General features: G+C 43.1%; 11 protein-coding genes. 8 read left to right on the plus strand and 3 right to left on the minus strand.

Annotated features, from left to right (window positions below):
• Positions 1-109: 109 nt before the first annotated feature.
• The 3 genes from rtcA to QXW63_07030 are packed head-to-tail and all read left to right on the plus strand — an operon-like array spanning position 110 to position 3,639.
• A complete protein-coding gene (gene rtcA, locus QXW63_07020; protein MEM3461641.1) occupies positions 110-1,147 on the plus strand; it encodes an RNA 3'-terminal phosphate cyclase in 1,038 nt (345 codons plus the stop codon).
• A 4-nt stretch (positions 1,148-1,151) separates the two neighbouring features.
• On the plus strand, positions 1,152-2,564 hold the full coding sequence (locus QXW63_07025) for a DUF402 domain-containing protein (protein ID MEM3461642.1): 1,413 nt from the start codon (positions 1,152-1,154) through the stop codon (positions 2,562-2,564).
• Positions 2,565-2,568: 4 nt separating this feature from the next.
• Positions 2,569-3,639, plus strand: coding sequence for a class I SAM-dependent methyltransferase family protein (locus QXW63_07030; GenBank protein MEM3461643.1), 1,071 nt, complete (start codon positions 2,569-2,571; stop codon positions 3,637-3,639).
• On the opposite strand, the gene QXW63_07035 is transcribed toward QXW63_07030, so the two are convergent.
• Together QXW63_07035 and QXW63_07040 are read right to left on the minus strand one after the other, a co-directional pair.
• Positions 3,636-4,061 carry a DUF371 domain-containing protein gene (locus QXW63_07035; GenBank protein ID MEM3461644.1) on the minus strand — a complete coding sequence of 142 codons (426 nt, stop codon included), beginning with the start codon at positions 4,059-4,061 and terminating at the stop codon, positions 3,636-3,638. The two genes, QXW63_07030 and QXW63_07035, sit on opposite strands and share 4 nt — an antisense overlap.
• Before the next feature lie 16 nt (positions 4,062-4,077).
• A complete protein-coding gene (locus QXW63_07040; GenBank protein ID MEM3461645.1) occupies positions 4,078-5,043 on the minus strand; it encodes a helix-turn-helix domain-containing protein in 966 nt (321 codons plus the stop codon).
• 107 nt (positions 5,044-5,150) lie between these two features.
• Between QXW63_07040 and QXW63_07045 the strand changes: the two genes are divergently transcribed.
• The 5 genes from QXW63_07045 (at position 5,151) to QXW63_07065 (ending at position 10,624) form a co-directional block, all read left to right on the plus strand.
• Complete coding sequence (locus QXW63_07045) at positions 5,151-6,137, plus strand: hypothetical protein (GenBank protein ID MEM3461646.1); 987 nt, start codon at positions 5,151-5,153, stop codon at positions 6,135-6,137.
• Positions 6,130-7,275, plus strand: a complete 1,146-nt coding sequence (locus QXW63_07050; protein MEM3461647.1) for a hypothetical protein — start codon at positions 6,130-6,132, stop codon at positions 7,273-7,275. The genes QXW63_07045 and QXW63_07050 overlap by 8 nt, the downstream gene beginning before the upstream one ends.
• A gap of 186 nt (positions 7,276-7,461) precedes the next feature.
• Positions 7,462-9,291, plus strand: coding sequence for a glutamine--fructose-6-phosphate transaminase (isomerizing) (gene glmS / locus QXW63_07055; GenBank protein ID MEM3461648.1), 1,830 nt, complete (start codon positions 7,462-7,464; stop codon positions 9,289-9,291).
• 76 nt (positions 9,292-9,367) lie between these two features.
• A complete protein-coding gene (locus QXW63_07060; protein MEM3461649.1) occupies positions 9,368-10,045 on the plus strand; it encodes a protein-L-isoaspartate(D-aspartate) O-methyltransferase in 678 nt (225 codons plus the stop codon).
• Between the two features lie 18 nt (positions 10,046-10,063).
• Positions 10,064-10,624, plus strand: coding sequence for a DUF3786 domain-containing protein (locus QXW63_07065; protein MEM3461650.1), 561 nt, complete (start codon positions 10,064-10,066; stop codon positions 10,622-10,624).
• An 18-nt stretch (positions 10,625-10,642) separates the two neighbouring features.
• On the opposite strand, the gene QXW63_07070 is transcribed toward QXW63_07065, so the two are convergent.
• The gene (locus QXW63_07070; GenBank protein MEM3461651.1) at positions 10,643-11,941 is read right to left on the minus strand and encodes a TrpB-like pyridoxal phosphate-dependent enzyme; all 1,299 of its coding nucleotides are present in this window, start codon (positions 11,939-11,941) and stop codon (positions 10,643-10,645) included.
• Positions 11,942-11,978 lie beyond the last annotated feature (37 nt).

Genomic DNA, 11,978 nt, shown 5'->3' on the forward strand with positions numbered 1-11,978 from the left:
CGTTCTCCTTTCCAAATCCTTAATACTTAACTCATTTATTAATTGTTTTTGACGCCTTGATAAAACAGCAAAATTTCATGCATAAACAATGAGGGAGCGCTCATAACCCGTGATTGAAATTAACGGGAGCCAAAAAAGCGGAAGCGGAACCATTCTCAGATTGTCTGTTGCTCTAGCCGCCATTCTCGGGCAACCCTTGCACATTTACAATATTAGGCAGAACAGACCGCAGCCTGGTTTGAGACCGCAGCATTTAGAAGCGGTTTTGACTGCTGCGAGACTCTGCGACGCCGAGCTTAAAGGAGCAGAGCTTAATTCACGCGAGCTTTGGTTTAATCCTAAAAAAGTGAAAGGCGGAAAAATGGAAGCTGAAATTGGCACGGCTGGAAGCATTCCAATGCTTCTCTTAACCGTGCTACCTATCTGTGTTTTCGCAGAAAAACCCGTGCATTTGCATGTGACAAAGGGCGGAACAGACGTTTCGCATGCTCCGACTGTCAATTATATGCGGTTTGTGTTTTTGCCAGCGCTCAAGCATATGGGAATAGACGCGTTCTTAACGGTTCAGAAGTATGGGTATTACCCGAAAGGAATGGGCGAAGTAACCGTAAATGTTGAGCCATGCAAATCTTTGAAGCCTTTCTATGAGGAAAATTTTGGTAAAATTAAAGCCATCCGAGGAGTTTCGGTTTGCACATTTCTCGCGGAGAGAAAGGTTGCTGAGCGTCAAGCAAAAGCGGCAAATGACTACTTGAGGGAAAAAGGGTACACAGCAGACATTCAAATAGTCAACGACAAATCTAACCCTCTACAGAAAGGCAGTTCGCTAGTTTTATGGGCGGAAACAGACACAAACGTGTACGTTGGTGCTGACGCAATCGGCGAGCTAAGAAAGACAAGTGAGGCTGTTGGAAGAGAAGCTGCTGAAAAGCTCTACGTGGAAGTTGCCGCAAAGCCAACTGTTGACGTTCACTTGGCTGACATGTTAATTCCATACATGGCATTAGCAAAAGGCAAATCCGCCTACTTAACACGCGCAGTTTCTGATCATTTAGAAACAAACATTTGGCTTGCTGAGAAAATTTTAGGCGTAAAATTCAACGTGCAAAAAGCAAACTGGCTTTACAAGGTTGAGAAGGTTGGCTAACACTATGAAAGCGAAGGTTCGAGGAATTTACTCGACTGCTCTTACAAAACTGCTCTTAGACAACGGCTTCGAAATAGCTCAGCCTTCTCCAGCTATAAAGAAACGGTTTGAACTTGTAGATGATGTTTCGCTGCCGGACCTGAAGATAAAGGACAGATATGATTTGCAAGGTGTCAGAGTTCTCGGCGCGTGCGAAGCGGTTAACAAGTTTCACGCCATCTTGCAGTCTACTTTTAGCGATGTCCTAACGCGGAAATGGCATGTTAACGTCGACGGAATCTACAAGGGAACCATTACAGACTCAAACGAATACGCTGTCTACGTTGACATCGGCAACAACATAATCGGTAAGCTTCCAAAAAACGAAATTGTCAACGAAGACAACAAGCAAATAATTGTTCAAGTTGAAAGAAAAAAATTGGGCACAAAACAACCAATCTTAACCACAAAACTGAAAATTGTTGGCACCTACGCAATTCTACTGCAAAACGGCAAAATCGGTGTAAGCCTTAAAATTCAAGATTTAAAACGACGGACAGAACTTTACGAGTTAGGAAAAACGCTTGCACCAAAGGGTTGGGGGATTATTTGGCGTAGCGCCTCTGAGAATCAGCAAAAAGAAGCGCTTGAGAAAGAAATAACGGAGTTAGTGGAGAAGGTTAAAATCTTAAATGAAAAGGCATCCTCCACTGAGGCTCCTTCACTTTTGGTTGAAGGCTCATGTTTCATGGATGTGGAGTTTCCATACTCTTCCAAAAAGATTTTAGACAAATTAAGAGGCTATTCCGCTTCGACTTTGGAAGGGCACCACTTTTACAAGAGTTGTGGAGGCGAAATCGCGGCTGGTTTGGAGTTGTCTGAGAAACTTTTGGAAAAAGGGCAATCCAGAAGTGATGTTGAAGAGTTATTCAAAGAGCAGGTCTGCAGCAAGTTTCCGGAAGAAGGCTCCAATGTGGATATTGAGCATGTCAAGCTTAGCGGCATCGTCTTCCATTTAGGACAAGCGACGATAGAAAGCTTAGACCAAGAGCGAATAAAGTATAGCAGGACGATGCGAAGTGACGGTTTCTATGACGGGTTAGGCGTTAGAAAGGAAGCTGGAGATAAGGCAATAAGTGAAACCAAAATTGGCGAATGGTGCATAACAACGAAGTATTTCTCGACTGACGGAGAGTGGAAGGGCACCTACATAAACCTGAACACGCCTGTTGAAGTTTATCCCAACGCGTTACGCTATGTGGATTTGGAAGTTGACGTTTGCATCCATCCAGACGGCACAATTAAAGTTTTAGACATGGAAAAACTTGAAAAAGCCCATGAAAAAGGCATCATAAGTAAAAAACTGTTCGAAACAGTTAAGGAAATGGCTGAAAGAATTGAACGAAACTGTGACGTTAACAAAATGAAGGTTCCGTGAGTTTATGCCTAAACAGGCTTTATGCATTAAAGTTCCTAAAGTTCACGGTGAAGAAGCTATAGTTCTTTCCAACAAGCTAAAAATTGTGGATATGCAGCTGGAAATTCAAAGAACCACTGAATTCATTTACATTCCACTTGCTCGTGAACTATCGAAAAACGAGCTAAAAACGCTTCAAGAAAAAATTCCAACCGTTGAAATTCAAACTTACACGTTTCCCGAAAGGAAAACGCCGCTAGTTTCATTCTTTGAGTTGCTTCAAGACAAGCTTCCACCACATTTGTTGGCCAGCTTGCCACGTGCGATAGATTTCGTTGGCGACATTGCCATCATTGAGATTCCGCCCGAGCTTGAGGCATACAAGAGCGTTATTGGCGAAGCAATTCTTGAGGCGCATAAAAATGTGCGAACTGTGCTTGCTAAAGCTGGCGCTGTGAGTGGAACATATCGTCTGAGAGAGTTTTCGGTGATTGCTGGAGAACCCAAAACTGAGACAATTCATAAGGAACATGGCTGTCAGTTTCGTGTGGATTTGGCTAAGGCGTATTTTTCTCCAAGGCTCTCTTATGAGCATAAAAGAGTTGCGTCACTTGTCATGGAAGGCGAGACTGTTGTGGATTTGTTTGCTGGTGTTGGACCATTTGCGATATTGATTGCGAAAACTCTTGGGAATGTGAAAGTTTACGCTGTGGATGTGAATCCTTTTGCGGTTGAGTTTTTACGTGAGAATGTTAGGCTTAACCGCGTAATAGGTAAAGTCTACCCAATGCTTGGTGATGCGAGACAAGTGGTTGAGGAAAAACTTGCGGGATTAGCCGACCGTGTCATCATGAACTTGCCGGAAAAAGCAATAGAATACGTGGACGTGGCATGCAAGACGTTGAAGCCAGAAGGTGGCGCAATACATTTTTACAGTTTCATCAACGCTTCTGACTCGCCAGAAAGCATGAAACTACGCTTCTTAGAGGCTGTTCAAAAATGCGGAAGAAAAGTGGAAAAAATGCTTTTTACGCGGCTTGTCAGAGAAACAGCGCCGTATGAATGGCAAGCAGTGATAGACGCAAAAATACGTTAGATTACCAATTTTAGTGTAATTCTCACTTTTTGTTTTGGATTTTTCAGTTTTTCCACAAGCTTTCGCGACAAGCCGCATGCTGCTTTATCCGCTTGTATCGCCAATGTTCGGTTACAAATATAGTTGCTTTTTCTTATGACCATGTCCGTTGGATGGGTTAAAATTAGTTTCGGGTTTCCAAAGGCAGTGACCATGTCAGCAATGTCTCCGGCTTCAATCAGAATCGTCAGCTTTGCATTATTTTGCCGCAGTCTTTTCTTAAACTCTGAAGATAGGTCAGCTAAGGCTTTGTTTGCTGAAACTGCAATGATGCAGTCGCCTCTTCTTGATAATTCCTTTTCCTTAGTAACTTCCAATGTTGTCGTATGTGTAGCCTGTACGTTTTCGTGTCCACGAGCAAGAATAATTTCAGTTATTTCCATAAAACATGACTCTTCGCTATTCAAGAACTTCTATCGAGTCGACTTTTCCATCTCCATCCAAATCGAAGCCTTGAATAACCGTGGCGAAAGTGTCCTCGCCATGATAGTTTTTCAAGGTTTTCTTCCAGAAATTTGTCAAAGCTAAAACGCATGCTTTTGTGCCTACTGCTTTGTTTCCAGCTAAAACAATAATGCGTTTGGTGCTGTCCCATGGGTTCACGATTTTTGCTATCAATCCAACCGCGTCTGCAGTGTAAACATTAGATGTTTTCTTTGAAACTAAACCGCCAAACAAAAAGCCTTGCGCGGACGGTTGCATGTTAAACCTTATCGGCAGATGCCCATTCAACTCCTGTGTCAAAAGGTTCGTTCCGGGTCCGCCAACTAGAATCATATTGTTTTTCTCTTCTTTTTCAGCTTTTACATCCACATCCAATTTTATTGCGAATTCTTCTGGCAATCTTGCGAATTGTCCCAAAAAGAATGTTAAGTGGGAAGCATAATGTCCGTCTCTCGCGCTTGTTTTGAATGGTCCGTGAGGCATTGGGCTGCCTACAACGATTTTTCCTTCGAAAGTTTCGTCTTCTTTGATGAATTCTTTGAAGAATTTTCGAACTTGTTCGTTCATACTTGATAGTGAAAGCCTCTTTATTGGTTTGTACTCTTGCGGAAGTTCTATTCCAAACGCTGGCGAAACGGTCTTGTAGTATTTTGCTATGGCGCCTTTCTTTTCTTCTTCTCTCGCGACGGTTATGGCTCCAGCCTTTGCCAATTTTCTTATGTGATAGTAGGCTTTCTGTTCGTGTATGCCCAATTTTTTTGCTATCTCAAGCGGGTACATCTCACTTTCAGAAAGCAAAACCAGAATTTTCCAGCTAAGCTTGTTAAGCATCATTTTCAGCTTTTGTGGGTCTTCAACTATTGCGATTTCTTTAACTTTTTGTGTTTTGTCTTCTTCGTGAAGAAGCAGTTTTTTATTCATAGTCTTTCATGTGGATAAAGCTTAATCTATTATTAAAATTTTTATTACGGTAGCTGAATAGTCTATTCAACACCTTGCGCTGATAAGCTTAGCAGAGTATGTTCAAAATGATTGGTTGCTACGTCACCGGGATGCTTCCGAGACCAAAAGAGCTTGTGGAACTTACGAGAGCCTACGAGAGAGGAAAGGCTGGCGAAAGAGAACTTGAAACTGCTTTTGAGGACGCCACTTTGAAGGCAATAAAAGTGCAATCTTCTGCGGGGTTCGCCTACATAACCGATGGAATGCTCAAGTGGCAAGACTTGCTTCGACCTTTCACTGAAAATCTTGCTGGAGTAGCTGTTGGAAGTCTATCCAGATGGTTTAACAACAACACGTTTTACAGAAAACCCGTAATAGTAGATGAACTGAGACGCGAAAAGAACATAATCCAAAATTCAAGCTACATCCAACTCTTGCCTAAAAACATCCCTTGGAAAGCAATTCTGCCCGCACCATACACCTTTGCTCAGCTTTCTGAAAACAAGTTTTACAAAAGCAACGAGGAACTTATGTTCACATATGCAAAAATATTGAATGATGAAATCAAGAGTTTAGTCAAACTAGGCTTTAAGTATGTTCAATTAAGCGACCCCGCTTTAGTTTATAAGCCCTTCAATCAGTCTGTTTCAAAAGATAAGATAAAGACAGTAAGCGAAGCATTGAAAGTCGCCTTAGATGGCGTGCAAATAAAGACTTGTCTCCAAACGTTTTTCGGAGATTTCTGTGAAATTCTGCCTGAAGCCTTGGATTTCCCTGTTGACCACTTGGGGATAGACTTGTACGAAACAGACCTTAACAAGCTAAAAGATTACAGTTTTGACAAAGGCATCGCTTTGGGCTTAGTTGATGCTCGAAACTCGCTAGTTGAAGAAGCGGATAACCTAATTGAATCCGTAAAAGAAATAGTTGAATCCTTGCATGGCTCAAAACAGAAGGACATTTTTGTTTGTCCAAACTGTGATTTAGAATTTCTGCCATGGGAGAGAGCACAAGAAAAGATACGTCTTATCGGCAGCGTGGCTAAACGTTTGAGAGAGGAGCTTAATGAATAAACTTTTTCCCACACAAGAAGTTGGCAGCCTCGCTAAGCCATCATGGAGAGTAAAAGCCTACAGAGGGCTGTCACTATCAAAGGAGGATTTAGCTGAGGCTGTAAAATGGGGAAGAAGACTAGGCATTGCAGATGCGGATGTTCTTGTTAAACTGTTAACCGAAAAAGATTCTCGTCAAAAACGAAAGGCTGTTCTGGAGTGGTCTGCAAGATACGCCATTAAACTTTTCGAAAAAGCAGGCTTAGACGTTTATTATGATGGGGAACAATGGCGCTCAGAAATGTATGAACACATAATTAGAAACGTGATGGGTTTCGAGTTTTTAGGTCACGTGAAATCTTTTGATTACCGCTACTTCAACAAAGCAGCATGCACAAGCAAACCAAAATATGTAAAACCCTTCTATGTTGACGAATTCCTATTCACCAAACAAAACGCAAACGGAAAAGTAAAAGTTCCTTTCACTGGACCTTACACGCTTGTCGATTGGACATTCAACGAATATTACGAAAAGAAGCTCCGTGGAAAAGTTAAAGATTTCCGGCGAAGAAAACTTGAAGCCAAGCGGGAGTTTCTTTTTGATTTGGTTGATGAGGTTGTCCGGCCAGAAATAAGCAATTTAGTAGATGCTGGTGCAGAGTGGATTCAAATCGACGAGCCTGCAGCGACAACAAACCCAACCGAAGAAGAGATGGAACTGTTTGTGGAATCCTTCAATGCGACCGTAAAAGGCTTCAACTGCACTTTTAGCTTGCACAATTGCTACAGCAACTATCAAATCCTCGCTAAATACGCTTGTGAATTACGAAATTGTAGCCAGCTGACTCTCGAATTTGCGAACAGAGATAACCAACAAATTGGAGATGCAAGAATAGGCTATAAAGAACTGAAACTGTTCGAGGAACACGGGTTCCGTGGGAAATACGGTGTAGGCGTAGTAGATGTTCACACAGACTTTATCGAGCCACCGGAGCTTGTTAGAGACAGAATATTACATGCCGCTAACGTTGTTGGCGATCCGAGCAGAATATGCGCCAGTACAGACTGTGGTTTAAGAACAAGAAAGTGGGAAGTAGCCTTTCAAAAACTGAAAAATCTGGTTCAGGGCGCTGAAATGGCGCGAAAAACGTTGAAATAAAACTGGTTTATTATAAAAAATTTGTTAATGGTCTCATTAAAGTAAAAGCAGAATTCCTACCGTTTCATGGAAAATGCTTTCAAAAAATTTTTAGAACTCGAATTTTTCTTTCAAAAAAGCTTATTACTGCAGAAAAGCCTTGAATACGGCTCAGCAAAGTCAAAAATTAAACGATGAGGTTCAAAGATGTGTGGAATCTTCGGGTGCATCTTAAAAAATGGAAACGCAGCGCCAGTAATTCATGAAGCTTTGAAAAGGCTTGAATATCGAGGATACGACTCCGTGGGCGAAGCAACAGTACATGACGGCAAACTCTACATAAAAAAAGACCAGGGAAAAATAGACGAAGTTCACAAAACGCGCAACTTGGACGATTTGCCTGGAAACCTCGGCATCGGACACACACGATGGGCGACGCACGGCGCGCCCTTAGAGGTAAATGCGCATCCACACGTGGATTGCAGCGGACAAATTGCCCTCGTCCATAATGGTATTATAGAAAATTTCGCTGAGTTAAAGGCTGAGTTAGAGGGGTTAGGTCATGTTTTTAAATCTAGAACCGACACGGAAGTGATTGTCCATCTTATCGAACAAGTCTTGAAAAATAATCCCTCTTTGGGTCTTGCTGACGCAGTTCTCGAAGCAACAAAAAGACTTGACGGCTCATACGCAATAGCCGTGGTTTCAACAAAAGAACCAAACAAAATAGTATGCGCCAGACACGAAAGCCCACTCGTCGTCGGCGTAAACGAAAACGCAATTTACTGTGCCTCTGACATTCCCGCGTTTCTGCCATTAACCAACAAAGCTGTCATAATCAATGACGGAGAGCTTGTCACTCTTTCGCTTGAGGGCTACGAAATAAAGAAAATCGCCGACGCAAGCTTTGTTCCGCGAGAGCCAAAAATCATCGATTGGACGCCTGAAATGGCTGTTAAACAAGGTTACCCGCATTTTATGTTGAAGGAAATTCATGAGCAACCAGAAACTTTGCGGAACACGCTTAGACTGCAAGAGCATTATCTTGATTTGATGGCGACTTTCCTAGACCGTGCTCGAGAAGTGTTCCTCGTAGCCTGCGGCACATCCTATCACGCATGCTTAGCCGCATCCTACATGTTCTCCAAACTCGCCTTTCTTGCGACGTACCCCGTTATCGCTTCAGAGTTTGTTGAGCAACATGGCAAATCCGTCAACATCGACAGCACAATATTAGCGGTAAGCCAATCCGGCGAAACAGCAGACACGTTAGCTGCAGTGAACTGCGCACGTCAGAGAGCCGCAACTGTTCTTGGGTTAACTAACGTTATCGGCTCAACTTTGACGCGTGTCTCGCGGGTTTACATTGGACAACAGTCCGGTCCAGAAATAGGCGTGGCGGCAACGAAAACTTTCACATCTCAACTTTCAGTTTTAGCCCAATTAGCTTTGAGGCTTGCAAAGAAAAGAGGAAAAGTTTCTCAGGACGAGATGGACTTTTTGGCTGAAAAGTTGGAGAAGCTACCAGACATTGTTGAAACAATAATTCAAACACAAGAGGAAAAAATAAAGCAAATCGCAAAAAAATACAAAGACGCAAAAACCTTCTTCTTTCTCGGTCGAGGAATAAGCACAGCCACAGCCTATGAGGGAAGACTTAAACTTATGGAAATCGCTTACGTGCCAGCCATAGCTTTTCCAGCGGGCGAAAGCAAACACGGACCAATAAGCCTCGTGGAACAAGGTTTCCCTGTGGTTTTCATATGCCAGAAGGATGAGACGCACAAGACTCTGATTGGCAACATAATGGAAATGAAAGCCAGAGGCGCATCCATAATTGCTGTTGTTGAGGAAGGTGACGACGAAATTAAGAAGTTAGCAGATGATTACATAGAGGTGCCCAAGGGTATTCCTGAGGTTTTGTCGCCGATACCTTTTGTTATTCCGTTGCAGTTGCTTGCGTATTACATGTCGGTTGAAAGGGGACATAACCCGGACATGCCGAGAAACCTTGCAAAATCAGTCACTGTGAAATAACTTTTCACCCAACACCTTTTCTTGAATCAAATAATGTTAAAAGGCTACGCTGCAATTATTCATTTGGTGCCTTTATTTGGAGAGGAAGGACTGGGAAAAACTCATTGATAGCCTTGTGAGAGAGGGCATTCTGCGGTCGCCAAAAGTAATCAAAGCGATGCGTTCTGTGCCGCGGGGGAAATTTCTTCCAGAAAACATGCAGTCTTACAGCGCTGTTGATACGCCGCTTACGATTGGTTTTGGACAGACCGTTTCGGCTCCACACATGGTTTCAATAATGAATGAAGCTCTACAGTTAGAAGTTGGGCATAAAGTGTTGGAGGTTGGAGCGGGAAGCGGATGGCACGCAGCCACGATAGCAGAGATAGTTGCGCCTAAAGATGCGCCAAGAAGCGAGTGGGGTCACGTTTACACAGTCGAAATTGTTCAAGGCTTGGCAGAGTATGCGAGAAAAAATGTTTTGAATGAAGGTTACGGAGACCGCGTGACAATAATTTGCGCTGACGGTTCTTTGGGTTACTCGGAAAAGGCTCCTTACGACAGAGTTCTCGTGACGGCTGCGGCACCTGACGTTCCGAAACCGCTTATTGAACAGTTAAAACCTGGCGGAATCATGCTAATCCCCGTTGGGAGTGCGCACTTATTCCAGACGCTCATGAAAATCACCAAAGGAGTTAATGGAAAGATTAAGGAGGAAAACTTAGGCGGAGTAGCCTTTGTTCCTTTAACAGGAAAGTACGGTCACAAATTCTAACTTGCAGGTTTGAGATTTTTGTGGAAGACATTTGCTGAACAAATACGCAGTTTAAGTGGTAGACTCGGCTTCAAACATGGTTTTCTTGAGTTTTTAGGCTATACCGTAGAGTTAAGTTCTGGCAAAGTTTACGATAAAATAAAAAACATGCACGTAGCTCATCCTGAAACCCTGTATCTTCTGCTTGCACATTATTCTAAGGCTGAACCTATCCCGAAGACTGGTGAACTTGTTAAGTTTAGAAACTTGCCAGGAGGCTACGCGTATGAAGAAGCATTCTTAAGGAAAGCGGTTCACCCAATAACCAAAAGATTTGGAAACCACCCTGAAAGTTTGGTTGGGGCGGCTGAAGTTTTAGGTGGGGTCAAACGCCAGTATGGTGACGTGTCGGTTGAGGTTCCAGCTTTACCTCTTGTTCCTTTGACGTATGTCTTATGGAAAGGCAACGGTGAACTTCAGCCTTCAGCGAGCATATTTTTTGATTCGTCAGCAAGCCACTATTTGCCAACTGAAGACCTTGCGGTTTTGGCTGAGTTGACAACTAAGAGGTTGATGCTTGTCTCAGAGTATGCGAAGTGAAGATTTCAAGTGCAATTTTTAGAATTCCAATTTCTCCTTGTATGCCACCAAATCTAAGAACCCATGTCCGCTAATGTTCATGCATATGACTTTTTCTTGTCCAGCCTTTTCCGCTTTTAATGCTTCGTCTATTCCAGCGCGTACTGCGTAGCTTGATTCTGGCGCTATGAGCCAGCCTTCGGTTTGCAGGAAAATCTTCGCTGCTTCAAAGATTGTTTTTTCGTCTGCTGGATACGCCACAGCCTTCACGATATTGTGGTGTCTTAGGGCGCTGATTAGCGGAGCTGCAGCGTGGTATCTTAAACCGTCAGCTTTTATCGGCACCATGTCAGTTTTGTGTCCTAACGTGTACATTTTTAGCAAAGGCGTATGCTCAGCAACATCGCCAAAGTCATAACGGTATTCGCCTTTGACAAGGTTTGGCGCCGCTTGTGATTGTGCAGCTAAAAACTCACATTCTCGCTTTTTCTGTAAAACTTCGCCTGCAAAAGGCAATGCGATTCCGCCGAAGTTTGAGCCTCCGCCTAGGCATCCAACAATCAAGTCTGGTGAGTCATCGGCAAGTTCAAACTGTTTTATGGCTTCTAATCCAATGATTGATTGATGTAGCAGAACATGGTTGAGAACGGAGCCTAAACAGTAAACACTGTCATTGTGCTTTTCAGCGTATTCCAGTCCTTCTGAAACTGCTATGCCAAGTGACCCTTGATGATTCGAATTTTGCGTCAAAAGTGTTCTTCCAATGCTTGTTTCTTTACTTGGAGAAGCGTGCACTTCTGCGCCTAAGAGTTTCATCAACGTGCGCCGTTCAGTTTTCCAGTCATACACGGCTCGAACCCAAAAGACTACGCATTTGAGACCCATTATTGAAGCGGCATAGGAAAGAGCGCTTCCCCACTGTCCTGCTCCTGTCTCTGTGACTAATGTTGTTTTTCCTTCTTTTGCTGCGTAATACGCTTGTGCCAGCGCTGTGTTTACTTTATGAGAGCCTGTTGGTGACAAGTCTTCGCGTTTGTAGTAAAGTCGCACTTTTTTCAATTTTAAGTATTTTTCTAATCTTTTTGCGCGGTAAAGTGGTCTGGGGCGTCCTGCTTGAATGTATAGTTCTCTTATTTCTTCTGGAATTGGTATCCATGGGTCGGTTGACATTTCTTGTTTTAGGCATTCGTGAACCATTGTTTTTCCAAGGAACTCCATCCTTGAAGGACCCTTTTCTGGTTCTTTCGGTGGAGGCAAAGGTTCTGGCAGATAAGGAATTATGTTGAACCATTTTGTTGGTAATTCATCCACTGGAAGCGAAAATTGATTTTTTTCCAAGAGACTTCACCATTTTTGGAGCAATGCATTATGTTTG

The organism is Candidatus Bathyarchaeia archaeon (assembly GCA_038873195.1).
Taxonomy (GTDB): domain Archaea; phylum Thermoproteota; class Bathyarchaeia; order Bathyarchaeales; family Bathycorpusculaceae; genus DSLH01.

Coding starts and splice junctions, on each gene's coding strand:
- QXW63_07045 (MEM3461646.1), top strand. CDS start 5,151: ATGATTGGTTGCTACGTCACCGGGATGCTTCCGAGACCAAAAGAGCTT.
- glmS (MEM3461648.1), top strand. CDS start 7,462: ATGTGTGGAATCTTCGGGTGCATCTTAAAAAATGGAAACGCAGCGCCA.
- QXW63_07035 (MEM3461644.1), bottom strand. CDS start 4,061: ATGGAAATAACTGAAATTATTCTTGCTCGTGGACACGAAAACGTACAG.
- QXW63_07050 (MEM3461647.1), top strand. CDS start 6,130: ATGAATAAACTTTTTCCCACACAAGAAGTTGGCAGCCTCGCTAAGCCA.
- QXW63_07025 (MEM3461642.1), top strand. CDS start 1,152: ATGAAAGCGAAGGTTCGAGGAATTTACTCGACTGCTCTTACAAAACTG.
- QXW63_07040 (MEM3461645.1), bottom strand. CDS start 5,043: ATGAATAAAAAACTGCTTCTTCACGAAGAAGACAAAACACAAAAAGTT.
- QXW63_07030 (MEM3461643.1), top strand. CDS start 2,569: ATGCCTAAACAGGCTTTATGCATTAAAGTTCCTAAAGTTCACGGTGAA.